Annotated in this window: 18 protein-coding genes and 3 pseudogenes; 6 read left to right on the top strand and 15 right to left on the bottom strand. The window is 61.6% G+C overall.

Going from position 1 to position 22,954, the window contains the following annotated elements:
* Positions 1 to 230 precede the first annotated feature (230 nt).
* A complete protein-coding gene (locus ACS4RR_RS28385) occupies positions 231 to 899 on the bottom strand; it encodes a hypothetical protein (protein WP_456190479.1) in 669 nt (222 codons plus the stop codon).
* 24 nt (positions 900 to 923) lie between these two features.
* Positions 924 to 2,324, bottom strand: coding sequence for a selenium-binding protein SBP56-related protein (locus ACS4RR_RS28380; protein WP_017967538.1), 1,401 nt, complete (start codon positions 2,322 to 2,324; stop codon positions 924 to 926).
* A 355-nt stretch (positions 2,325 to 2,679) separates the two neighbouring features.
* On the opposite strand from ACS4RR_RS28380, the gene ACS4RR_RS28375 reads away from it, so the two are divergent.
* Both ACS4RR_RS28375 and ACS4RR_RS28370 read left to right on the top strand, forming a co-directional pair.
* A complete protein-coding gene (locus ACS4RR_RS28375; RefSeq protein ID WP_170276017.1) occupies positions 2,680 to 2,928 on the top strand; it encodes a hypothetical protein in 249 nt (82 codons plus the stop codon).
* A 188-nt stretch (positions 2,929 to 3,116) separates the two neighbouring features.
* Positions 3,117 to 3,233, top strand: a pseudogene (locus ACS4RR_RS28370) (IS5/IS1182 family transposase); the annotation flags it as partial.
* Positions 3,234 to 3,416: 183 nt separating this feature from the next.
* Here the strand turns inward: ACS4RR_RS28370 and zwf are convergent.
* Positions 3,417 to 4,883: a glucose-6-phosphate dehydrogenase gene (zwf, locus tag ACS4RR_RS28365; protein ID WP_456190478.1), complete on the bottom strand. Its 1,467-nt coding sequence runs from the start codon at positions 4,881 to 4,883 to the stop codon at positions 3,417 to 3,419.
* Between the two features lie 241 nt (positions 4,884 to 5,124).
* On the opposite strand from zwf, the pseudogene ACS4RR_RS28360 reads away from it, so the two are divergent.
* Positions 5,125 to 5,466 (top strand): annotated as a pseudogene (locus tag ACS4RR_RS28360) (methyl-accepting chemotaxis protein); the annotation flags it as partial.
* A gap of 256 nt (positions 5,467 to 5,722) precedes the next feature.
* On the opposite strand, the gene ACS4RR_RS28355 reads toward ACS4RR_RS28360, so the two are convergent.
* Positions 5,723 to 7,048, bottom strand: a complete 1,326-nt coding sequence (locus tag ACS4RR_RS28355) for an NAD(P)/FAD-dependent oxidoreductase (protein WP_456190477.1) — start codon at positions 7,046 to 7,048, stop codon at positions 5,723 to 5,725.
* Between the two features lie 233 nt (positions 7,049 to 7,281).
* Between ACS4RR_RS28355 and ACS4RR_RS28350 the strand changes: the two genes are divergently transcribed.
* A complete protein-coding gene (locus tag ACS4RR_RS28350; RefSeq protein WP_003562931.1) occupies positions 7,282 to 7,758 on the top strand; it encodes an Lrp/AsnC family transcriptional regulator in 477 nt (158 codons plus the stop codon).
* A gap of 270 nt (positions 7,759 to 8,028) precedes the next feature.
* Here ACS4RR_RS28350 and ACS4RR_RS28345 read toward each other — a convergent pair whose 3' ends face one another.
* The 11 genes from ACS4RR_RS28345 to ACS4RR_RS28295 form a co-directional block, all read right to left on the bottom strand.
* Positions 8,029 to 9,684: an ABC transporter ATP-binding protein gene (locus tag ACS4RR_RS28345; protein ID WP_456190476.1), complete on the bottom strand. Its 1,656-nt coding sequence runs from the start codon at positions 9,682 to 9,684 to the stop codon at positions 8,029 to 8,031.
* A complete protein-coding gene (locus tag ACS4RR_RS28340) occupies positions 9,681 to 10,547 on the bottom strand; it encodes an ABC transporter permease (RefSeq protein WP_222350867.1) in 867 nt (288 codons plus the stop codon). The genes ACS4RR_RS28345 and ACS4RR_RS28340 overlap by 4 nt, the downstream gene beginning before the upstream one ends.
* Positions 10,544 to 11,494 (bottom strand): ABC transporter permease, encoded by a 951-nt coding sequence (locus ACS4RR_RS28335; protein ID WP_222350868.1) that lies wholly within the window; start codon positions 11,492 to 11,494, stop codon positions 10,544 to 10,546. Before ACS4RR_RS28335 ends, ACS4RR_RS28340 begins: the two co-directional genes overlap by 4 nt.
* 89 nt (positions 11,495 to 11,583) lie before the next feature.
* Positions 11,584 to 13,194, bottom strand: a complete 1,611-nt coding sequence (locus ACS4RR_RS28330) for an ABC transporter substrate-binding protein (protein ID WP_456190475.1) — start codon at positions 13,192 to 13,194, stop codon at positions 11,584 to 11,586.
* A gap of 63 nt (positions 13,195 to 13,257) precedes the next feature.
* A complete protein-coding gene (locus ACS4RR_RS28325; protein ID WP_456190474.1) occupies positions 13,258 to 13,971 on the bottom strand; it encodes an HAD-IA family hydrolase in 714 nt (237 codons plus the stop codon).
* A 223-nt stretch (positions 13,972 to 14,194) separates the two neighbouring features.
* Positions 14,195 to 15,571, bottom strand: coding sequence for an aspartate aminotransferase family protein (locus ACS4RR_RS28320; RefSeq protein ID WP_222350871.1), 1,377 nt, complete (start codon positions 15,569 to 15,571; stop codon positions 14,195 to 14,197).
* A gap of 13 nt (positions 15,572 to 15,584) precedes the next feature.
* Entirely contained in the window at positions 15,585 to 16,421 is an 837-nt protein-coding gene (locus ACS4RR_RS28315) for a GNAT family N-acetyltransferase (protein ID WP_222385487.1), read from the bottom strand.
* Positions 16,422 to 16,576: 155 nt separating this feature from the next.
* Entirely contained in the window at positions 16,577 to 17,857 is a 1,281-nt protein-coding gene (otnK, locus tag ACS4RR_RS28310; protein WP_222385486.1) for a 3-oxo-tetronate kinase, read from the bottom strand.
* A 3-nt stretch (positions 17,858 to 17,860) separates the two neighbouring features.
* Positions 17,861 to 18,637 carry a 2-oxo-tetronate isomerase gene (gene otnI / locus ACS4RR_RS28305; RefSeq protein WP_222350874.1) on the bottom strand — a complete coding sequence of 259 codons (777 nt, stop codon included), beginning with the start codon at positions 18,635 to 18,637 and terminating at the stop codon, positions 17,861 to 17,863.
* A gap of 14 nt (positions 18,638 to 18,651) precedes the next feature.
* The gene (gene ltnD, locus ACS4RR_RS28300; RefSeq protein ID WP_456190473.1) at positions 18,652 to 19,596 is read right to left on the bottom strand and encodes an L-threonate dehydrogenase; all 945 of its coding nucleotides are present in this window, start codon (positions 19,594 to 19,596) and stop codon (positions 18,652 to 18,654) included.
* Between the two features lie 68 nt (positions 19,597 to 19,664).
* Complete coding sequence (locus ACS4RR_RS28295) at positions 19,665 to 20,981, bottom strand: MFS transporter (RefSeq protein ID WP_456190471.1); 1,317 nt, start codon at positions 20,979 to 20,981, stop codon at positions 19,665 to 19,667.
* Positions 20,982 to 21,212: 231 nt separating this feature from the next.
* Here ACS4RR_RS28295 and ACS4RR_RS28290 point away from each other — a divergent pair, with 231 nt between their 5' ends.
* Together ACS4RR_RS28290 and otnC are read left to right on the top strand one after the other, a co-directional pair.
* Complete coding sequence (locus ACS4RR_RS28290) at positions 21,213 to 22,211, top strand: LacI family DNA-binding transcriptional regulator (protein WP_456190470.1); 999 nt, start codon at positions 21,213 to 21,215, stop codon at positions 22,209 to 22,211.
* A gap of 16 nt (positions 22,212 to 22,227) precedes the next feature.
* Positions 22,228 to 22,887, top strand: a pseudogene (gene otnC, locus ACS4RR_RS28285) (3-oxo-tetronate 4-phosphate decarboxylase); the annotation flags it as partial.
* Between the last annotated feature and the right edge of the window lie 67 nt (positions 22,888 to 22,954).

The following is a 22,954-nucleotide window of genomic DNA, read 5'->3' as shown; positions in this document are numbered from 1 at the left end:
TGATCATCGTGATCTAAATGGCCATTTGAAAAGACCACCTCGCCTAGATTGATCAGCATACGGAGCGCGACCGCAACGAAGGTCGGCCCCCCATAAGTCTGGCGAGAAATAACGATTAATCCTGCAGCTGCCGCCAAGAAAAGGAGGGCTGGCATCAGCGCCTTTTAAGGCGAGGACAACCGCGATCGAAAGCGGAGCAATGCTTGTCGTTACCATCGAGGGCCTCAGGCCTACTGAGTGAATCCGAGACTCGCGATCCCAATTCCCCCCACCAGGATCAGGCTCGCGGCCCACACGATATCGAGATTGAACCAGCTTTGTGAGATGAACTTGGGTCCGAGCCATCGATAGACGGCAAAGGCGATAACGCCGCCACTTACAATCATGGCGGCCGCGTGGACCACGGAGACGGCGGTAGCTGTGATCAGATTACCAGTCATGAGCGTGGCAGCCGCTCGGTGTCCGACATCCGGATCCCCGGCCAAGCACAGGCCCAGATAAATCGGCACCAGCATCAGCCCGGCGCCATGCGCGGTGGCAGCCGCGAAGGACCACAACGCCAGTTGCGCCGGCGGGATACGGGCAAGAACACGCGGGTGGCGCCGGTTGATCAAGAGATAGATTCCGGCTGCGATCACGATCAACCCGGCTGCGATGCGGATCTGTCGTTCCCAGACAATCAGCGTCAGCATCGCGCCGAAGGGCAGCAGGATGCCAATCATCGCCACAAAGTGGCCCATTGCCAAAAGGCCGAGCGCCCGGAACAATTCGCTGGCACGTCTGTCCAACAGTCCGGCCGAGACGGCCAACGGCCAGCCCATGCCGGGGTTGACGCCATGATAAATGCCGCTGGCGATGACGGCCAACCAGAGAGACCCGGCAGTCGTCCACTCGCTCATCGCTTCATTGATCCGAGCAGTCCGTTACACCGATGGATAGCAAAATGAATCCGTTGAGCAATCGCCGCCTTCCAAACGAATCTGGTGCGAGCGATACCCCTCGGGGAACTTGACAAAAAAGTCCTTGTCCAGGGTGATTCCACCGTTCTCGCCGACACTGGCCTTGACCATGGCTGCCGGGATGCCATCGGGATAGAATTGGTCATCCCAGGTCGAATACAGGGAGTTGGTCCAGTAAACGCGTTTGCCGTCGCGGCTGATCTCGACCATCTGCGGTCCGCCCCTGTAGTCGCCGCCGCCGGGATGCTTGGTCTTGCGCGTGATGCCGCCAATATGGACGGACCCTGCAAGCTTAGGCTTCATAGGATCGGTGACGTCATATTGGCGCATCTCACCGGTCCCCCAGCAGGATACGTAGAGGAAGCGGTCATCGAGCGATAGGTCTATGTCGGTTACCAGCGGCGGGACCGCCTCGAAGCCCTGCAAAAGCGGGGGAAGGTCATCTTTCGCGGCTGCCTCGGGCGGGATAGTCGCCGTCTTTTCGCAATGAAATTTGCCGTCCTCGCGCCACCATGTCCAGATCGATCCCTCAAGGTTTGTCGTGTCAACGACCACTCCAAGGAAACCGTATTCTTTTACCGGGTCATGGGCGGGGCGGACTTCCAGTGCCATCTGGTGATTGGCTCCCAGATCAATGGTCTGCACGTTCCTGCGTTCGCGCAAATCCCAGAAATGCACCCGGTGTCCATATTTGTTCGACAGGAGATCTTCCGGGACGATGCCCTTCTCGAACTGCGGCGGAAGTGCCCACTCGCTCGATACCATGTAGTCGCGTGGCAGGTTCCACCAGAAATCATACTGCTTGTCCTGTGGCCCACGATCGATCTCATAGCGCCCGATGACATCGAACGTCTCGCAATCCATGACAAAGATGCCGGGAGGTCCGTCGGTGCCCTCAGGGCCACCGCCCCCAAGCGTCGAGACATAAATACCTTCCGGACCGCAGTGAATCGTATGAGGCCTAGAATAGCCCGTCTTGGCAAACACTTCTTCTGGCTCGATGACCTTGTGGATTTTGGCTTTGGTCGGTCCGCCCTTGGTGTCTATTACGTAGATGCGCGAAGATCGAATACCGGGAATGATCAGAAACCGGCGCTCGAGAAACGGGTGACCGTTCAGCGGCGAAAGGGCCGAAGAGCACGCGTTCCAGCCGAAGTGGTGAAACTCGTCGCCCTTGTTTGGCATTATCACGCTATGGACGACCTTGCCGTAGTCCTTTGACTTCGGGTCTACGTCAACTATTGCTAATCCATCAGGCCGAGAGAAGTCGGGACTCAGCATCAAAGTGTACGCAAAATTTTCGACTGGCGCCTGCATTGCGAGCTTGGCAGTCGCGTGGAAAGTCCGGTCTGGCCGTACAGTCATCGTCGTCCTCCCTTGGCGGGTTAAGCAGCCCGTCAGACAATCAGGGCACGACCTGCGTTTGGACGCCCGCCGAAAACGTCGAGACGCTTTGTTGTTCGCACGCTATTTTCATCCGACTTTGGAGAATCTCACGGATTCTAGAGAACTACAATCTCGATTTGCACCGGAAGAGGAATCAGTGACATGGACTACAGATTCTACGAGGAGCTTGGTTGGCTTCAAAAAATCGATGCCCGGCGGCCATGCGAAGCCATCGTTACGAGTGATACTGTTATCCCAACATTGAGCGGCCGGCGAATTCAGCATTGCCAACATGCGCACACAAGGGTGGCGAGATCATCGAGGTGGCCGTTAGATGAACGCGGATATGATAGCCGCCTGGGCGGTGGAAAATGGTTTCCATGCGATGGATTCGGGGAATTATCGTCGCCATGACAATGCAGGCGTGATCACGATCGAGATAAAGAGGATGTCATTCCTCCTCATCGATGAGAGGCAAGGATTGCGGCCGCGCCTCATATCGCGGTTGTTCAAAGACATACCCCTTAAAAGCGGGAGCGGCCCCTTGCAAGGTCTTCTTCTTGACCGCTATCCCAATCACTGAGTCCTGACGCGGTCACCACAGCCAGCCAATTCATTCACCAAGGCGGCCGACCGGCGGTACCAAGTTGCCATGTCAATCAACAGAGCAATAGCGATCCTTCAGGAGGGGTGGCACTCGCACGATCCGGCCTGCATCGAAGCTCTGGAGCGAGCACTTGCTAGGACGAACGTTGCAGCGGGTTACATAGCTCGTTCGCCGCTCAGCAAACAGAGGCTGTGGTCCGCGTCGCAATACTGAACCGAATATCCGCCTGCGGACGCCCGAAATCCGCTCGCGGCAAGGGACCGAGGGCGGCGACGAAATAGAGGATGATCAAACCGAATTCCGCACAAAATGCAGATCCACCCGCCAACGCCACTCCGGAACTGAGCATTCGCGGTCGGATCTCGGCTTGCTGCGCATCTCTGACAATGTCATTGTATCGGGATTTTTCGCAATTGGTCGGCGCCATTCCGGTCGCCGGCATCGATCCAACTATCGACCGTCAATCACCCTTTTGCCGCATCCCTCCAGGCGCGCTCGAACGGCAGGCGCCAGGCGTGCGGGGCAACGAGTTGATGGATCGACTTCGGCCCCCACCCGCCCTGGTCGTAGAGGCGTACGGGCGGCGGGTTATCGAGGAGAGGTTGGGAAACCTCCCAGAGACGCTCAATACCCTCGGCCGTAGTGAAGAGCGTGTGGTCACCGCGCATGGCGTCGAGGATCAGACGCTCGTAGGCCTCCAGAACTTCGCCAATCAGGCCTGTTTCGCTCATGGCGAATTGCAGCGAGAGCTTGTCGAGCCGGAAGCCCGGGCCAGGGCGCTTGCCATAGAAGGAAAGCGAGACCTTGGAGGCATCAGCGAGGTCGAAAGTGAGGTGGTCAGGGCCCTGTGCCCCCACGCCAGATCCCGGAGGGAACATCGATTTCGGGGGCTCGCGGAACGCGATCGAAATAATGCGCTGCCCCTCGGCCATGCGCTTGCCTGTACGCAGGTAGAAGGGCACTCCGGCCCAGCGCCAGTTGTCGATGGCGCATTTTAAGGCGATGAAGGTGTCAGTGTCGCTTTCGGGATCGACGCCAGGCTCATTACGGTAGCCAATGTATTGACCGCGCACCACGTCGCGCGGCTCAATCGGCAACATGGAGCGGAACACCTTGTTCTTCTCTTCCGAGATTGGCGCAGGCTCAAGAGCAGTGGGCGGCTCCATCGCCATGAAGCCGAGGATCTGGAAGAGGTGGGTCACCACCATGTCACGATAGGCGCCGGTGGTCTCGTAAAAGGCGGCGCGGGTGGAAAGGCCGAGCGTCTCCGGGACATCGATCTGCACATGGTCGATGAAGTTCCGGTTCCAGATCGGTTCGAACAGGCCATTGGCAAATCGGAAGGCCAGGATGTTTTGTGCCGGCTCCTTCCCGAGGAAATGGTCGATGCGGAAGATCTGCTTCTCGTCGAACACTTCGTGCAGCTTCTTGTTTAGTGCAACGGCACTGGCAAGGTCTGTGCCGAAGGGCTTTTCCATAATGATTCGGGAGCGTTCAGTCAGTTCAGCCTGGGCGAGGAGTTGCACGGCCAGAAGGGCGGCACTTGGTGGCACGGATAAATAGTGCACGCGCCGCGTCTCGGCGCCCAGTGCTGCCTCGGCCCTGTCGACCGCTTCCTTGAGAGCATTGGCGCCGGCAGCGAGCGGGACGTAGTCGAGCGATGCGGCAAACGCTTCCCATTCGGACTGCGAGAACTTGCGAGTCAAGAACTTGTCCAGCGAGTCACGGGCGATAGCGCGGAAGGCATCCGCGTCGATGTCGTCGAGCGAGACGCCGATAATGCGGCAGCCTGGAATGAAGCCCGCATTCGTCAGGTGGAACAGCCCGGTCAGTAGCTTGCGTCGTGAGAGATCGCCTGTCGCGCCGACAAGCACAACGACCTGTGGATAGCCGGGGCCAACCCGAGTTGAATTCTTGCGCAAAACACTCATCCTCAAGTCTTCCGTTGTCCCTTGGGGATGGAGGTCGACCCCAGCTCCGAGCTGCCGCGAAGCGGCGATCTTCGTGCGTGATGCCATGACGTTGAAGCTCACCCCTCAAAGGTTAAATAGACGCATGGATTGCGTAGCGGAGCAAGGGGGCGGCGATACCGTCACGAAGTGCCGCGCCTTAGCGACTTCGGTCGCTCGTTTGTCGACATTCTCGATACCAAGGTCTTGAGCACCTCATTTTTCCACCAGCGCATTGCAGGTCGGCACCGGCCGGCTGGTCGAGGAGACCGGCCAGGCGCTGTCATCCATCATGGACCATTTCACCTCGATCAATGGGCTGGTGCACGTCATCTCGTCTTCGACGACCAGGCAATATTAGGGGATCGACGGCGTCAACAACGCCGTTCGCGATGTCGAGCACATCACCCAGCACAATGCCGCCATGGTCGAGGAAAGCACCGCGGAGATTCATCGGCTCCAGCATCAGGTGGAAGTGTTGAACGAAAGAATCTCCCACTTTCAGACCGCCGATATCCGCAAAGCATCGCCCGCCGCCCGCCCGCCGATGTCCCTGGTCTCCTGAAGGGATGCTTCGAAATCTCCCCGATGTGCCAGGGAACCTGGGGGCTCCATAAGTTGAGTCGCCATCGATAGAGGTCCTTCGATGCTGATCCGCCCCGATGCCTGTGTGGCTTGGTGAGGAGAGCGGCGCGGACGGATTGGAGGAAGCGCTCGGCTGCTGGTTCACGACAACACGGGATGAAGGGGCTATGCTGCGATCCGGACAGTGATCATATCTGCGGCAGCCCGAGGTTCGAGTGGGGCTGGCCTAGCCGCACTTAAAAATCGGCGACTTTGCCCCAGGCGGATGTCCCGAAGCGGTCAGGATGGTACGGCCTGGGATCGACGATCGGCTCATCGCCGGTGACGATATCGGCGATCAGATGACCGGCGCCTGGCCCGATGCCGAAGCCGTGGCCGCTGAAGCCGGCAGCGAGGATGAAACCGGGCAAGGTGACGATCTCGCCGATCCCCGGCACGCCGTCGGGTGTGCTGTCGATATAGCCTGCCCAGGCCGCGCTGATGGCGGTCTTCTTCAAGGCGGGCAGAAGCTCGAGCGCCCGCGCATGGGTGAGGGCAATGGTGGCCTTGTCGACGGTCGGATCGAGGATACGCATGTGCTCCATCGGCGTCGGCCTGTCGAGCCGCCAACGGGCCAGAGATTCGTGACCCGAACGAAACCCTTCCAACCCACCGGGTGCGAGACTGCGCCAGCGCCGGGCGAACATCGGCAGGAACTGCCGCGCGAAGCGGAACTGCTGTGGCGTCGGATCGACGCGGGCGCGGCCGCTGATCGCCAGCGTGTGGCCGCCATCGCGACGTCGCGTCACCGAAACGGCGGATGTATGCAATGCATCCGGAAGGCTGCCTGCGCCCGGAGATACGGAGAGGATCGAGGAGCGTATCGAGGCTTGCGGAAATCGAATGCCGAGCTGGCGACAGAAGGAGGAGGCCCAGGCGCCACCGGCCAGGATCGCGACTTTCGTGCGGATCGTGCCATGCTCGGTGACGACGCCCGAGAGCCTGCCGCCTTCGACGTCGAGGCCGCGGGCCGCACAGGATTGATGTACCGTGCCGCCGAGTTTCAGGATCGCACGCGCGACGGCCGGCGCAGCGCTCGCCGGGTCGGCGGTGCCGTCGGTCGGCGAAAACACCCCGCCTTTCCATGAAGCGCCGGTGGCACGCCCGCGTTCGGTTGCCTCGGCGCTGCTCAGCATATGTGTCGTGACGCCGACCGAGCGGGCGAAATCGCGCCAGCGGGCCCAACCGGACAGTTCCTGGTCGCTATTGCTGAGATAGAAGAGGCCGCAACGACGGAAGCCGGTGTCCTCACCGGTCTCAGCGGCGAAGCGCTCCCACAGATCGAGGCTCTTCGTCGACATCGGCAATTCACGGGCGTCGCGGTTCTGCTGACGGCACCAGCCCCAGTTGCGGCTCGATTGCTCGGCGCCGATCAGGCCCTTCTCGACGAGGGCGACCTTCAATCCACGTCGGGTGAGATAATAGGCCGCGAAAACGCCGACGATGCCGCCGCCGATGACCACGGCATCAGCGGTGGAAGGCAGTTCAGGCGTGGTGTCGACGCGATTGAGCGGTGCGGGCATGGGAGAGTCTCCGTTTTAACGGCAGTGTAGCTGATACGACGCCACGGCTTTGCCGGAGATCGGTTCGTGGCAGCAGAAGATTCCGTGTTGGGAGGATGCCAGCAGCCGTTTGTGCTTCGGCCTATCTCGCAACGCGATCGACAGGCCAACGTCATGTGCTAAGGTTGGTGTTGGGAACACGCAGCATAATCTGCTGCGTCATTGGCGATCTCCAGCAAGTGAGGGCGTGTGAGGTGAAACTCGACCGGATCGACGTAAAAATCCTTTACGAACTGCAGAAGAATGGCCGCGTCACGAATGTGGAACTCGCCGAACTGGTCAATCTCTCGCCGAGCCCCTGCCTGATGCGGGTGAAGAAGCTGCAGTCGGAGGGCTATATCGAAGGCTATTCGGCCCAGATCAACGTCAGCAAACTGGGGCAGACGCTGACGGTGTTCACCGAGATCACCCTGAAAAACCACCGGCAGATCGACTTCGCCCGCTTCCTGGCCGCGATCGAGAAGGTCGACCAGGTGATCGAATGCCATCTGGTTTCCGGCGGCTACGATTATATGTTGAAATTCGTCACCGCCGGCATCGACGAATACCAGACGATCATGGAGCGGCTGACCGACCTGGACGTCGGCATCGACAAATATTTCAGTTTCGTCGTCCTGAAGTCGCCGATCATCAAGGCCCACATGCCGCTGACCACCTTGTTTCCGCATTAGCCGGCGAGAAGGACCGCGGCCGGGGCCCGCTTCTGAACCGCGTCTCCCCGACCCATCGATCCTGCGCAGATGCCGGTTTCTCTCTGTCGCAGGTTGTTCTCCCTATAATTGTTTGGCTCATACTGGTTGGAAGGACTTGCGACAGAATTTCGGGCTTGCTTTCCAAAGCCATGTTCGCTGCCACTTGCAGATCTCCTGCCGTGGATCCCAGGCGTTTCAACACGACCGGAGCGGGTGCGCGCCGGGTCTGGCAAGCTTGAAGGTCGGCGCTCAGTGGCGGCAATAAGCCCGCACCAGTTCCGGATCCTGCTGGAGGCCGTCGAGCCAAGCCGGATCGAGCGTCGGCACCGATGAGAACAGCAGTTGCGAATAGGGGTGTTGCGGCGCCTTCACCGTCGAGGAGGTGATTTCCTCCACCTTCCGGCCTCCATACATCACGACGATCTCATCACAGATCGCCTCCACCACCGAGAGGTCGTGGCTGATGAAGATGTAGGAGAGACCGAGTTCGCGCTGCAATTCCTTGAGCAGGTCGATGACGGCGGCGGCGACCACCGTGTCGAGCGCCGAGGTAATCTCGTCGCAGAGGATCAGCTTCGGATCGGCGGCGAGCGCCCTGGCGAAGTTGACACGCTGCTTCTGGCCGCCCGAGAGTTCGCCCGGCCGGCGATGGCGCAGGTTGCGGGGCAGGCGCACCATGTCGAGCAGTTGATCGATCCTGGCGTTCCGCGCCTTTCGATCCATACGGTGGTAAAAGACCAACGGCCTGTCGAGGATGTCCTCCACCGATTTGGCCGGGTTGAGGGCGGTATCGGCATATTGGAAGACGATCTGCATCTCGCGTAACTCATCACGCGAACGCTCGCGCGCGTTGCGATGCAGTTCCGTGCCGTCGAAGACGATCTTGCCGACCGCCGCCGGCAGGATGCCGGCGATGGTCCGGGCGAGCGTCGACTTGCCGCAGCCGGATTCGCCGATGATGCCGAGATTACGGCCTTTTTCCACCTTCAGGCTGACGTGCTCGACCGCGCGAACGAGTGGCAGGCCATCAGCCTGGCGCTGTCCATAGCCCGCGACGAGATCTTCGATCCTCAGCAGGGGAGCGGTCGCGGGTTCGGCGGGGCCTACTGCGCCGCGCGGCTTTGGCTCAAAGGCAGCGAGCAGCTCCCTGGTATAGGGGTGCTTGGCATTGTTGAGGATCTCCTCGGTGGTGCCGGTTTCCTGGGTCTCTCCGCCTTTCAAGACCACGATGCGGTCGGCGATCTGGGCGACGACGGCAAGGTCGTGCGAGACATAAACGCCAGCGATACCACCCTTCTTCATGACCGACTTGAAAGCGCGCAGCACCTCGATCTGGGTTGTGACGTCGAGCGCCGTAGTCGGCTCGTCGAAGATAACGAGGGTCGGGTCGCCGATCAGCGCCATGGCGGCAGCCAGACGCTGCAATTGGCCGCCGGAAACCTGGTGCGGATAACGGCTGCCGATCGTCTCGGGTTCCGGCAGGGACAGCGCCCGGAAGAGTTCGACTGCCCGGGCACGCGCCTCATCCGGCGACATCAGCTGGTGAATACGCGTGACTTCGATCACCTGGTCCATGATCGATGTGGCCGGGTTGAAGGCGGCAGCTGCCGATTGCGGGACATAGGCGACTTCGGTGCCACGCACCTTGGCGCGCTGCTTCTCGCTGAGCGTGACCATGTCCTTGCTGCCAACCGAAACGCTGCCTCCGGAGATACGACAGCCCGCGCGGGTGTGGCCCATGAGGGTCAGGGCGATGGTTGTCTTACCCGAGCCGCTCTCGCCGATCAGCGCAACGATCTCGCCCTCGGCAACATCGAGGCTGACACCCTTGATGATTTCGACGCGTCGGCCGGAATCGGTGGTGGCCTCGACCTTCAGGTCACGGATTTCGATGAAATTGCTCATGACGTGCTCCGGTCGCGGATTTTCTGCGGCAGGTTGTCGATCACCAGGTTGACGCTGATCGTCAGGCTGGCGATGGCAAGCGAGGGAAACATCACCGCCGGCGCACCAAACGGCAGGCCGCCGATATTCTCGCGCACGAGCGCACCCCAATCGGCATAGGGCGGCTGGACGCCAAGGCCGAGGAAGGAAAGCCCGGAGAGCAGCAGAACGATGAAGACGAAGCGGATGCCGAGATCGGCAAGCACCGGCCCGACGATGTTCGGTAGGATTTCCGAGCGAATGAGATAGAGGGTGCTTTCTCCGCGGATACGCGCGACGGTGATGAAATCCATCGCATTGATGTTGACGGCGAGCGCCCGGGCGAAGCGGTAGGCGCCCGGGATGTAGATCACCGACAGCGTCAGGATCAGCACCGGGACCGAGGAGCCGACGGCAGCGACGACCACCAGTCCGAACAATTTGCTCGGGATGGAGTTGAGCGCGTCGAGGAAGCGGCTGAGGATGGTGTCCAGCCAGCCGCCGGCCACCGCTGCGATCATGCCGAGCACAACGCCGCTGAAGCAGGCGATCGTGACCGCCGCCAGCGAGATACCGACCGTGTAGCGTGCACCCATCAGAATCCGCGAGAGCATGTCGCGGCCGAGATAATCGGAGCCGAGCCAGAGTTCCCGGCTCATCGGGCCGAAATAGTCGAGATCGATAATCTCGCCGACGGGGTAGCGGATGATCCATGGCGCGAAGATCGCGACGAGCGCCCATGAGGAGATGACGGTGAAGCCGATCGCGCCGACGATGTTGAAGCGATAGCCAAACCGGGTTCCGGACAGCCGGCCGGAGGTGGTTTCGGAACTTGTCGTGGTCATCGGAGCCTCGGATTGGAAAGGATGGCGATGATATCCGCGATGGTGATCAGCAGCAGGTAGCCCAGGCAGAAGATCATCGCGCAACTCTGGATTAGCGGCAGATCGCGGGTGGCGACGGCATCCAGCATCAGCTTGGCGATACCGGGATAATTGAAAATGGTCTCGACGATGATGACGCCTCCGAGCAGATAGGACAGCGACAGCGCAACGGCATTGACGATCGGGCCAAGCGCATTGGGCAGCGCGTGTCGAAAGACGATGCGCGGCCGGGAGGCGCCCTTGAGCAATGCCATCTCGACATAGGGTGTGTTGAGCGTCTCGATGACAGCCGCGCGCGTCATGCGGATCATCTGGGCCGAGACGACGAAGGTGAGGGTGATCACCGGCATGGCATAGACACGCAACAGGTCGGCCAGACTGTGGACCTCATTGGCGAAAGACAGCGCCGGCAGCCATTTCAGATAGACGGCGAAGATGAGCGCGGCGGAGGTCGCAACCATGAACTCCGGTACGGAGATGACGCCGATGGTGATCACTGTGACGATCCGGTCGTAAAGGGTGCCGCGCAGCATCGCCGCAGTGATCCCGAGCGTCAGCGCGATCGGTACGGAGAAAAACGCGGTGACGCCTGCAAGTTTCAGCGTGTTGACAAAGCGGCCGGCAATGAGAGCTGCGATGGGCATTTGGTTGGCATAGGACGTGCCGAGATCACCCTGCAACAGCCCGACTAACCAGCGCAGGAAACGAAAGAGCGCCGGTTCGTCGAGATGCATGGCCTTGCGCAGGCCTTCGACGGCTTCCGGCGTGGCGGCCTGGCCGAGCAGGATCGTCGCCGTATCTCCAGGCAACAGCGTTGTCGCGAAGAAGACGGCGAAGGAGACGATCACCAGGGTGATCACGGCGACGAATAGTCTGCTCAATACAAGGGATAAGACCTGGCGGTTCACGGGCGTCTTCCCTTTGCGTTCGAGTTGAGTTCCATCAATGCAGATAGAGGAACTGGGGCGCGGCTGCAGCCCCAGTCTGCTTTGCTTAATCAGGCTTCAAGCCAGACATATTCCGCGAAAGCGTATCCCATCTGGCCGCCTAGCGGGTTGGCTTCCAGGCCCTTGAGCTTGGCGGTCGTGGCATCGACGTTCGAGATATAGGCCGGAATGATTGTACCAGCTTCCTGGGCGACCATGCCCTGCATCTCGTTGTAGATCGTCTTGCGCTTCTCTTGATCGAGAGAACCACGCGCCTCGATCAGCATCTTGTCGAATTTCTCCGATTTGTAGTGGCTTTCGTTCCACGGTGCGTCCGAGGTGTAGAGCAGGGAGAAGAGGATGTCAGGGGTCGGGCGCGGGTTGATATTGCCGAAGTGGATCGGCGCCTTGAGCCAGTAATTGTCCCAGTAACCATCGGATGGCACTCGCTGGATATCGAGCTTCATGCCGATTTCGGCGCCGGCGGCCTGGATGATCATGGCCATGTCGATCGAGGAACTCGCCGCATCGGAGGCGATGATCGGGATGGATTGTCCGAGAACGCCGGCCTTGTCGAAATGGAACTTCGCCTTGTCGGGATCGAAGGTCCGCGCTTTCAGCTCTGCGTCATGATAGAAGTTCGCCGGTGAAACGGGTTGATCGTTGCCGACCTCGCCGAGACCGCGCAGCGCCGATTTGACGATCTGTTCGCGGTTGACGAGATACTTCATGCCCTCGATGAAATCCCGCTTGTTGCCGGGCTCCATATCCAGTCGCATGTTGAGGTTGGTATAGTTGCCGGACGTCGTCTTAGACAAAGTGAAGCCGTCGCCCTGGGCCTCGACGAGGCGCATAGAGCGCGGATTGATCGTGGCCGCGAGATGGATGTCGCCCGCAAGCAGCGCGTTGACGCGGGCGTTGTCGTCGCTGATAGCGAAGTATTCGAAGGAATCGACGTTCGGGCCGGATTTCCAGTAGTTCTTGTTCTTGATCCCGACCGAGCGAACACCCGGTTCGAAGACTTCCTTGACGAAAGCGCCGGTGCCGTTGGCCTTGGTGAAATCGGTCGTGCCGTCGGCGACGATCATGAAGTGATGCATCGACAGGATGGTCGGCAGGTCGGCATTCGGGCTGGCGAGCGTGATCTCGACGGTTTGTTTGTCGGCCGCCTTGAAGCCGGTCATCTGTGCGGCGATCTTAGCGACCTTCGAGCCGACGGACTGATCGAGATGGCGCTTCAGCGAGAAAACCACGTCATCGGCGGTCAGCGGCTTGCCGTCATGGAAGGTAACGCCGGTCTTCAGCTTGACCGTCCAGGTCTTCGCATCCTTGGACTCGATCGCGTCGGCAAGCTCCATCTGCGGCGTGCCTGATTTGTCGAGGAAGGTCAGGCGATTATAGAAGGAGCAGCACCGGACATAGTCGGTGGAGAGCGACGCTTTTGCGGGGTCCAGCGTATCGGCTGTGGAAGACGACCAGCCGGCCGCCTTGAGCGTGCCGCCGGAAACGGGCGTGGCGGCGAGCGCCTTGCCGGCGCGGCCAAGCACGAGCCCGCCGGATGATATGGCCACGCCGCCTGCAAGCATCATATGCAGCAATTCGCGACGAGTGGCGCCACGACGGATGGCGCTTTCGACCATGGCTTCGTCGGATCTGGTCCAATTGGTGATCTTGTCGTTCATCTCATTCCCCTTTTCTTCTGTGGCGGGCTGCTCGTTGCGGGCAGGCCCGATCTGCTTTCAAAGTCAGCCGCGCGCGGCGGCCACGGCATCGGCAAGGCCGGCCATGGAGGTGAAATGGTAATCGGGTTTGGTGAACTCGGCCGGTTCGATCGTGCCGCCGTAACCCTTCTCGGCATGTCGCCGCTCGATCCAGCAATTGGTCAGCCCGAGTTTCCTGGAAATCCCGATGTCGTGGTATTGGCTCTGGGCGACATGCAGGATGTCGTCTTTCGAATGTCCTTCCCAGGCGACATAGTCGACCACCTTCTCGAAGAAGGCGGGATCGGGTTTCTCGGTCCCCGTATCATCCGCTGTGAAGGCGGCATAAAAGGGATTTCCGAGTTCCTTCTCGAAGAAATCGAATGCCCAGCGGCGGGCGTTGGTCATCGCAACGAGGCGGTAATCTTTTGAAAGTCTAGCCAGCGCCGCGGCGCTGTCGGCAAAACCCTTCCAGCTCTTTGCCGAATCCCGCAGCTGTTCGCCATATTTTTGCTCGGCGGGCAGGCGGAGCTTCGGCGCGATCGCGAGGTAGACGCGAACGAGGTCGTCGGGAAAGAGATCGGCGTCTTCGGAGTAGCGGGCTGCGCGGTAAAGGCTAAGAGCCTGCTCGCCGTCGACTTCAGTCCCCGCCTCGGCCGCGATCTCGGCTAGGCAGGTCTTGAGGCCGCCTTCGAAGTCGATGAGCGTGCCGACGACGTCGAAGGTCATATATTTGAATTCCGAAAGGCTTTTGCTCACGTGAATTCCCCAGTGTTCGGCTCCGATGGGAGCGCGGCTTCTCGAAGAATAAAATTCTGTTCCGCTGACGGGGTCATTGTCCCGCTCTTGTATGGGAAGGCCCGCATTTGCCGGGATCCGGGCCTTTCGTTGACTTCAGTGTGTCACCTGCACCGCGCCGAATTCGCCGAATAGGCGGCATGAGGCGGCACAAAATACCGAATCTGACGGTTTCGCGATATTCTCAGGCCTGCAGCGCCCGACGCACATCGGGGTCCTCCAGGGTCTCGTCCAGCGTGACGCGGGTGCGCTCGACGATCGCATCGATCTCCGTTTCGGTGCAGCAGAGTGGCGGAGCATAGCCAAGCACACCATTGCCGAAGGCGCGGATGACGAGGCCGTTCTCCCAGGCGCGATCGAAGATGCGGCGGGAGGGTTCGGCGGATGCCGGCAATGGCGTCTTGTTCACCTTGTCGACCACCAGCTCGACGGCGGCCAGCATGCCGCGGCCGCGGACATCGCCGACGAGCGGATGATCCCTTAGCGACTCCAGGCCCTGCATCAGCCGCGCACCCGCCCTGACGCCGTTTTCGAGAAGGCCGTTTTCATAAAGCTTCAGGACTTCGAGGCCGACCGCGGCGCTGACCGGATGGGCCGAATAGGTATAGCCATGGCCGACGGCGGCGGCACCCGCGCCCTCGGCAATCGTTTCATAGACGTGATCGGCCATCAAGACGGCGCCCATGGGGACGTAGCCTGAGGTGAGGCCCTTGGCGGTCGTCATGAAATCGGGGACGATCTCATCCTCGGTGCAGGCAAAAAGCGGGCCGGTGCGGCCAAAGCCGGTAATCACTTCGTCCGCGACGAATAGGATGTCGTGCGCGCGGCAGAATTCGCGCATGGCTTTCATCCAGCCTTTCGGCGGCACCAGAACGCCGCCCGAGCCCTGGATCGGTTCGACGTAGAAAGCGGCTACGCGTTCCGGCCCGATCGCTTCGACCTTGCCTTTCAGCGCCGCAAGCGAGGCGTCGATGATCGCTTGCGGATTGTCGCCCACCGGGTTGCGATAGGCATAGTGAGATGGAATCTTATGCTGCCAATCGAAGGGAAGACCGAAGCCGGCATGGAAGGCAGGCAGCGCGGTCAGGCCCGCGCCGACCGTCGATGAGCCATGATAGCCCTGTTCGACCGAGATGAACTGATCGCGCTCAGGCTGTCCTCGGGCATGCCAGTAGTAGCGGATGAAGCGGATCGTGCTGTCCACCGCATCGGAGCCGCCGAGGGTGAAATAGACATGGTTGAGATCGCCCGGTGCGCGGTCGGCGAGTTCGCCGGCAAGCCGGATCGCGGGCTCCGAGCCGAGGCCGAAATAGGCGGTAGCATAGGGAAGCTCGCGCATCTGCCGGGCCGCCGCCTCGACGATGCTTTCGTGGCCGTAACCGGCATTGACGCACCAGAGACCGGCGAAGCCGTCGATCAGCTGCTTGCCGGAGGCGTCGGTGACCGTCGCGCCCTTGGCAGAGGCCAGCACACGCACGCCGAGCTTTTCATGGCCGCGATAGGAGGCGACCGGATGGATGAGGTGGGCGCGATCGAGTTCGATGAGGGAATTACTGTACATGGAAATCTCCGGATCAGCCGAGTGCCTGGCTGGCGAGGGCAAAGGTGGTGGCGGTCGGATCGGCGGCGTCGCGAATCAACGGCTTTGTCATCGTGATTCCGCCGCCGACATGGGCGAGCCCCTGTTCGGCGAGCCATGGGGAAAGCCCGGTCTCATCAGTGGTATCGACCCTGAGGAACCGTCCGGGCCGCCTGGCGATGAAATGTTCGATGAGTTTCCTGGCTTCGCCGAGCTCGGCAGCCACCACGGGGCCGATCACTTCGCCGCGGCCGAAAGGACGCAGGCAAGCGAACCCGGAAATGCGGCCGTCACGGCGAATGACGGCGAATTCGCCGATCTTGGTGAAATAAGAGAGCAGCCCTTCGCGGTCGGCGCCGAAGGCAAGGCGGTCGAGTGCCGCGATAGCAGGAAGGTCGGCGTCGGTGGCGGCTTGCGTTTCCGCCGGCGCGGCGATGTCTCCGGCAAGGCCCTGGTGCTGCAGCACGGTACCCGTCTCGTGGAAGCCAAGCTTTTGGTAGAGCGGCAGCCCTGCCGTCGTGGCCACCAGCCTCAACGGCCGGTCTCCCGCGGCCAGCAATGCGGCGTCCATGAGTTTCCGGCCGAGACCCCTGCCGCGCATCGTCTCGTCGACGATGACCATATTGATCGTCGCACAATCGCACTTGTAAGGCGTGACGAGGACGGTGCCGACGACCCTGCCATCCTCGACCGCAACCATCCCGTCGCTCAAGGCGAGCGCCAGCTGCCAGTCTTCCGTCCGATGCGGCCAGCCCGCCTGTCTTGAGAGCGCAACGGCGGCTTCCAGATGATCGGGGCCGAACGGGACGATTTCGATCTGACTTGCTTGCATGGGGGCGTCCTTCATGTCGTGCCCGCCAGTCTGCCGGAGCGCCGGCGGGCAGATCGTCTGAAGGCCATGGTTGAAGCAGTATCTTATGGCGCTGCTGTCATGGGCCGCCGCATCTTATGCTGGAACCGATCGATATTCATCGGATCCCGGGTCTGTCAGCGCATCATTGCCAGCGCTGCGGTAAAGAAATCCTCGCCTCCGAAGTTGCCTGATTTCAACGCCAGAAGCATATCGCCCTGCGCATTGCCGACCGTGCGCAGCACCGGCACACCGGGCGCAATCTCCGGGCCGATCAGAAATGCCGGAATGGCGAGCCTGTCGACCGCCGCTCCTGAGGTTTCGCCGCCTGCGACCACAAGGCGCCGCACGCCTCTCTCCACCAGTTCTGTGGCGATGATCGACGTCGCGGTCTCGATCGTGTGGCCGGAGGCCTCTCTTCCATAGAGCGATTGCAGCCGGGATACGGTTTCAGGCGCAGCGCTCGCGGCGACGACGACGGGACCGGCGGAGATGCGGTCTCCAGCCCAGGAAATCGCCGCGGCGATCTCATCGGGACCGGCAAGCAGCCGCTCCGGGTCGAGCCGCAGGACGGGCATCGACCGTTCGGCGATGTCGAGCTGGTGGAGCGTCGCCTTGGAGCAACTGCCGGCAACGATCGCGGAAAGCCCGCCCACCGGGCGAATGGCGTCCGTCGTCGTTGCTCCGCCGGAGGATATCCGGCCGGAGCGGACGAGCGCGCGGGCAAGGCCGAGGCCGAGGCCGGACGCACCGGTGGACACCGGCGTTTCGAGAGCGACCTCGCCGAGCGTTTCAAGATCGCGTTCAAAAATCGCATCGGCGATAACCGTGGAGACGCCTGCCGTGCGCAGGGCATCGAGCCTCGCCTTGACGGCGCCGGGTCCGGCCGCGATGGCTGCGAGATCGATCAGTCCGACGGCATTGCGCGATTGTCGGGTGAGAACCCGCACGAGACTGGCGTCATGCATCGGATTGAGGGGGTGGTCCTTGAGCGGGCTCTCGTTCAGCGGCTGGCCGCCGACGAAGAGATGACCGAGATAGACGGTGCGTCCCGTTTCCGGAAAGGCGGGTGTCACCAGCACGGAGCCGCCGCCGGCCGCGTCGCTCAATGCTTCGGTGACCGGGCCGATATTGCCGGCATCGGTGGAATCGAACGTCGAGCAGATCTTGTAAAGCACGTGGCCGGCACCCCGCCGGCGCAGCCATCGCTCGGCGCTCGCCGCCGCCGCCACGGCGTCCGAAGCCGGGACGGAGCGGATCTTCAGGGAAACCACCACGGCGTCGACATCCGGTAGTGCCAGCGACGGATCGGGGATGCCGACCGTCTGCACCGTGCGCAGACCGTTCTTCGTCAGGGTGTTGGCGAGGTCGGAGGCGCCCGTGTAGTCGTCAGCGATTGATCCGAGCAAAATAGCCATCGTCTAGCTCCGTGCAAAAGGTTTGAACCAGCCAAGACCGTCCAGTGTGTGGCCGCGCGGGATGTATTCGCAGCCGATGAAACCGTCATACCCAAGTCGGTCGATTTCGCCGAACAGATAGGGGTAGTTCAGTTCCTCCCCATCCGGTTCGTTGCGTGACGGCACGCTGGCGATCTGGATATGGCCGGCAATCGGCAGGAGGTGTCGCAAGGCCATAGTGACGTCGCCGTGGATGATCTGGCGGTGATAGATGTCGAACTGCAGCTTCAGGTTCGGCAGGCCGCATTCGGCAATCAGCCGCTCGGCGGCGGCGAAGTCGTTGAGGAAATATCCAGGCATGTTGCGCCCGTTGATCGGCTCGAGCAGGAGATCGATGCCTTTTTCAGCAAGCCGCCCGGCAGCATAGGTGACGGCGCGCCGGTAACAGGAGGAGGCGTCTTCGTCATGACGATCGGCGATGCCTGCCATCAGGTGCAACCGTCTGACGCCCGTCGCCGCCGCATAGTCCAGGGCCCGCTCGACATCGGCTTTCAGTGCATCGAAGCGTCCGGGAAGCGCGGCGATACCACGCTCGCCTGCTGCCCAGTCGCCCGGCGGCAGGTTGAACAGGGCCTGCTGCAGATTGTTGCGGGCAAGCCGTTCGGCGATCGCCTCCGGCGCGGCTTCATAGGGAAAGAGGTATTCGACCGCAGCAAAGCCGGCCTCGGCTGCGGCGTCGAAGCGGTCGAGGAACGCCCATTCGTTGAACATCATCGTCAGGTTGGCCGCGAAAACGGGCATGTCTAGCGTTCCTTTTACAGGCTCTGCGGCTCTTTGGTCGAGCTGGGCAATTCAGCGCCGGAAAGTTTGGCATAGAGCCGCGCGAGCGAGGAATCGTCGTCACGGCCCATGCCGGCCCCGGAGGCGGCCAGATACATCTGCAGGGCCGCTGCCGCGAGCGGTACCGGATAGCGCTCGGAGCGGGCCATGTCCTGGACGATACCGAGATCCTTGACGAAAATCTCGATGCTGCTGAGCGGAGTATAGTCTCCGGCCAGCACATGCGGCACGCGGTTTTCGAACATCCAGGAATTGCCGGCCGACGCGGTGATCACCTCGTAGACCTTGTCGAGGTCGAGGCCCTGCTTGGCGGCAAAGGTTATGGCCTCACAGGCGGCTGCGATGTGCACGCCGGCGAGAAGCTGGTTGATCATCTTGAAGGCAGCACCTTTTCCGGCCTCGTCGCCGAGCTCATAGACCTTGGCGGCCATGGCGTCGAGACCCGGGCGCGCCGTATCGAAGGCCTGTCTGGAGCCGGATGCCATGATCGTCAGTTCGCCACGCGCCGCCTTGGCCGCGCCGCCCGAAATAGGCGCGTCGAGGTAATGCAGGCCGAGAGCTTCCACCCGCCCGGCCAGATCGCGCGCGACGGCTGGATCCATGGTGGCCGACGAAATGAAGACGGCGCCGGGCTTCATTGCGCTCGCGACGCCGTGAGGCCCGAACAGCACGGCCTCGGTCTGCGCGCCGTTGACAACTACGGAGACGACGATGTCGGCATCCTTTGCCGCAGCGGCTGGGGTCGCCGCGCCCCGTCCGCCGTCGGCGATGAAGCGGTCCACTGCCGCCGGCGTGATGTCATATCCAACGACGTTGAGACCTGCGCGCTTCATCGACAGGGCCATTCCAAGCCCCATGGAACCAAGACCGATGACGGCCGCGACAAAGGCCGAGCCCGAGTTTTCAGCAAGCGGTGACATGAGGAGCTTCTCCAGTCTTGTGAGGAAGGTCTGCGCCCCGCCGGGTGCCATCCCGGAGGGGCTGTGTTTTAGCGATTGACGCTTTTCGCCGGAACCGTCAACACGGCCAACGAACCAATGACCAAGGCAGCCGCCAGGAGATACATGCCGGCGCTGTTGGTGCCGGTGAAGTCTTTGAGATAGCCTACCAGAAACGGCCCGAGAAACCCGGCGAGATTGCCGACCGAATTGATCCAGGCGATGCCGGCCGCAGCGCCGGTGCCGGCGAGAAAAGCCGTCGGAAGCGACCAGAACAGCGGCGCGCAACTGATGGCGCCGGCAGCAGCCAGCGACAGGCAGACAATCGAGACCGCCGGGCTCGTTGCCATCGTCGCCGCGACAAAGCCACCGGCGGCGATGAGTGCTGGGACGATGAGGTGCCACCGGCGTTCGCGCAGCCTGTCGGCGGAACGTCCGAGCGCCAGCATCACGACGAATGTGCAGATATAAGGGATCGCCGAAATCAGGCCGATGTTGAGGTTTCCGTTGACGCCGGAGGCCTTGACGATGGTCGGCATCCAGAAATTCAGGCCATATTGCCCGAGCACGAAGCAGAAATAGATCAGGCACATCAGCCAGACGCGACGGTCGCTCAGCGTTGCGCCGATGCTGTGCGGGCTTGCCGTCTTGGCCCGGTTCTCCGCCTCGATATTGGCCGTCAGCACGCCTTTTTCCTCATCGTTCAGCCATTTCGCGCCCCTGATCGTATCATCAAGGTAGAAGAACGTCGCAACGCCGAAAAGAATAGCCGGAATGGCTTCGATCAGGAACATCCACTGCCAGCCGGAAAGTCCGTGCGTGCCGTGGAAACTGTCCATCAGGAGACCCGAAAGCGGATTGCCGAAAATGGCGGATATCGGGATCGCCGACATGAAGGTGGTGATGATCCTGGCGCGGCGGTGGGCCGGATACCAGGCGGTTAGATAAAGAATGATGCCGGGGAAAAATCCGGCTTCGGCAACGCCCAGCAGGAAACGCAGGATATAGAAGACGGTTTCCGACGAGGTGAACATGAAGGCGGCGGAGATGATACCCCAGGTGAGCATGATGCGGGCGATCCACACCCGCGCGCCAACCTTGTTCATGATGATGTTGCTCGGCACTTCAAACAGAAAATAGCCGATGAAGAAGATGCCGGCGCCGATGCCATAAGCGGCTTCCGAGAGGCCGAGTTCGCTCGACATCTGCAGCTTGGCGAAGCCGACATTGACGCGGTCGAGATAGGCGACCACGTAGCACAGCATTAGAAACGGTACGATGCGCCAGAATACCTTGCCGTAGGCACGGTCTTCGAGCGTCTGGGCGGGATGCGCGCCAACAACTGGCGCCTGCGTCTGCAGCGTCATGATTTTCTCCTCCGATTGTTGCCGCGGTCTCCTTGAGGTCCTCCCGCGGCACGCCATGCCACTTTTTGGCAGCGCTGCCATTCTCATTAATTCATTTTGGCAGCGCTGCCAACGGCAAATTGGTAGCGCTGCCAAAAAAACCTTGCTTCTTGGCGGTAGCGGTGAAAAATAGGGACAGAGCGGTGCGGGCAGGCCGGGCAACCACCTCAACAGGCGGGTTCAAACGTAACGATGGAATTCAGACATCAACCGACGGTGACGCTTGCCGAGGTCGCGGAGGCGGCCGGTGTCGGCGAGAGCACGGTATCGCGCGTGCTGCGCAACCACGGTTCGTTTTCCGGCAAGACGCGCGAGCGGGTGATGACTGCCGTCGAACGGCTGGGCTATGTGCCGAACCGGATTGCGGGAACGCTGGCCTCCACCGGTTCGCGTCTTGTCGCCTTCGTCATTCCATCGCTGTCGAACATCGTCTTTCCCGATGTGCTGCGCGGCGCCAGCGCCGTTCTGGAGGAAAACCGGTATCAGGCGGTCTTCTCCGTGACCGACTATGATCCGGGCAAGGAGGAAGCGCTCGCCGCCGCGATGCTCGCCTGGCGGCCGGCGGCGGTCATGCTGGCGGGATGCGAGCATACCGAGGGCACGGTGAAGATGCTGCGCGCCAGCGGATGCAGGGTCGTCGAACTGCTCGATCTCGACGGCGATGCTCTCGACATCGCCGTCGGCTTCTCGAACCGCGCGGCCGGGCGGGAGAGCGCTGCCTTCCTGCTGAAGCGTGGTTATCGCCGGATCGGCTATGTCGGTCACGACCTGAACCGCGATACCCGCGCCGGCAAACGGTTTTCCAGCTTTTGCGAAAGTCTCGATGTGCATGGCGCCCCGCTCGTCGCCCGCGAAATTCTCGCCGGCGCTTCGTCCGTGGAAAACGGCAGGTTGGGGCTGGAGCGATTGCTCGCCCGGACGAGCGATCTCGATGCGGTTTATTTCTCCAACGACGACATGGCGCTCGGCGGCTATTTTCACTGTCTGGCCGAGGGGATCGCGATCCCCTCGAAGCTCGCCATTTTCGGCTATAACGGCCTCGATATCGGCCGGGCAACCCCACAGCCGTTGTCGACCATCCGAACGCCGCGCGTGGCGACCGGGGAGATAGCCGCGCAGTTGGTCGTCACTAATGCGCCGCCGCAGTCCGTCAATCTCGGCTTTGAACTGATCGAAGGGGCAACCGCCTAATATTGGAGGAACTGTCATGTCCGACGCGCGCCTGCGTGAGGAAATCTGCCGATTCGGCCGCTCGCTGTTCGAGCGCGGTCTGACGCCCGGTTCGTCGGGCAACATATCGTTGCGACTGGAGGATGGCGGCTGGCTGGTTACGCCGACCAATGCCTCGCTCGGCTTTCTCGACCCGGCACGGATCTCCAGGCTCGATGCCGAAGGCCGGCTCCTGTCCGGCGACAAGCCGACCAAGGAGATCCCGCTGCACACCGCCCTCTACGATACGCGCGGCAGCGCCCGCGCCATCGTCCATCTTCACTCCACCCACGCGGTGGCACTGACCATGCTGCCGGAGATCGATCCGCGCGCGGCCCTGCCGCCGATGACGCCATATTATCTGATGCGCGCCGGCGAAACCGCGCTGGTGCCCTATTATCGTCCCGGCGATCCGGCGGTGGCTGATGCCATTCGTGGGCTGGCGGGCAAGTATTCGTCGGTGCTTCTGGCCAATCACGGACCGGTTGTTGCCGGTGACAGCCTAGAGGCGGCGGTCTTTGCGGCCGAGGAACTGGAGGAAACGGCGAAGCTCTATCTGCTGTTGCGCAACCTCAATCCCCGTTTCCTCAGCCCGGCGCAGGTGACCGATCTCGTCAACACCTTCGGCCTCGACCTTCCGTCGCATCACGATCACGAACGACGGCAATTGAAGGCGTCACTTCGCTGGCCGTTGACTGCGGGCAGGCGCGCAACCTTCTGCCAAA

The organism is Rhizobium zaerense (genome assembly GCF_051810725.1).
Lineage (GTDB): Bacteria > Pseudomonadota > Alphaproteobacteria > Rhizobiales > Rhizobiaceae > Rhizobium > Rhizobium leguminosarum_I.
The sequence above is the reverse complement of the archived record's forward strand: the minus strand, read 5'-3'. Positions and strand labels throughout refer to the sequence as shown.

What these genes read in the sequence shown, in the direction of transcription:
- ACS4RR_RS28295 (WP_456190471.1), bottom strand. Translation starts at nt 20,981, where the DNA reads ATGACGCTGCAGACGCAGGCGCCAGTTGTTGGCGCGCATCCCGCCCAG.
- ACS4RR_RS28340 (WP_222350867.1), bottom strand. Translation starts at nt 10,547, where the DNA reads ATGACCACGACAAGTTCCGAAACCACCTCCGGCCGGCTGTCCGGAACC.
- ACS4RR_RS28345 (WP_456190476.1), bottom strand. Translation starts at nt 9,684, where the DNA reads ATGAGCAATTTCATCGAAATCCGTGACCTGAAGGTCGAGGCCACCACC.
- ACS4RR_RS28320 (WP_222350871.1), bottom strand. Translation starts at nt 15,571, where the DNA reads ATGTACAGTAATTCCCTCATCGAACTCGATCGCGCCCACCTCATCCAT.
- zwf (WP_456190478.1), bottom strand. Translation starts at nt 4,883, where the DNA reads ATGAGTGTTTTGCGCAAGAATTCAACTCGGGTTGGCCCCGGCTATCCA.
- otnK (WP_222385486.1), bottom strand. Translation starts at nt 17,857, where the DNA reads ATGGCTATTTTGCTCGGATCAATCGCTGACGACTACACGGGCGCCTCC.
- ACS4RR_RS28385 (WP_456190479.1), bottom strand. Translation starts at nt 899, where the DNA reads ATGAGCGAGTGGACGACTGCCGGGTCTCTCTGGTTGGCCGTCATCGCC.
- ACS4RR_RS28375 (WP_170276017.1), top strand. Translation starts at nt 2,680, where the DNA reads ATGAACGCGGATATGATAGCCGCCTGGGCGGTGGAAAATGGTTTCCAT.
- otnI (WP_222350874.1), bottom strand. Translation starts at nt 18,637, where the DNA reads ATGCCCGTTTTCGCGGCCAACCTGACGATGATGTTCAACGAATGGGCG.
- ACS4RR_RS28355 (WP_456190477.1), bottom strand. Translation starts at nt 7,048, where the DNA reads ATGCCCGCACCGCTCAATCGCGTCGACACCACGCCTGAACTGCCTTCC.
- ACS4RR_RS28290 (WP_456190470.1), top strand. Translation starts at nt 21,213, where the DNA reads ATGGAATTCAGACATCAACCGACGGTGACGCTTGCCGAGGTCGCGGAG.
- ACS4RR_RS28380 (WP_017967538.1), bottom strand. Translation starts at nt 2,324, where the DNA reads ATGACTGTACGGCCAGACCGGACTTTCCACGCGACTGCCAAGCTCGCA.
- ACS4RR_RS28315 (WP_222385487.1), bottom strand. Translation starts at nt 16,421, where the DNA reads ATGCAAGCAAGTCAGATCGAAATCGTCCCGTTCGGCCCCGATCATCTG.
- ACS4RR_RS28330 (WP_456190475.1), bottom strand. Translation starts at nt 13,194, where the DNA reads ATGAACGACAAGATCACCAATTGGACCAGATCCGACGAAGCCATGGTC.
- ltnD (WP_456190473.1), bottom strand. Translation starts at nt 19,596, where the DNA reads ATGTCACCGCTTGCTGAAAACTCGGGCTCGGCCTTTGTCGCGGCCGTC.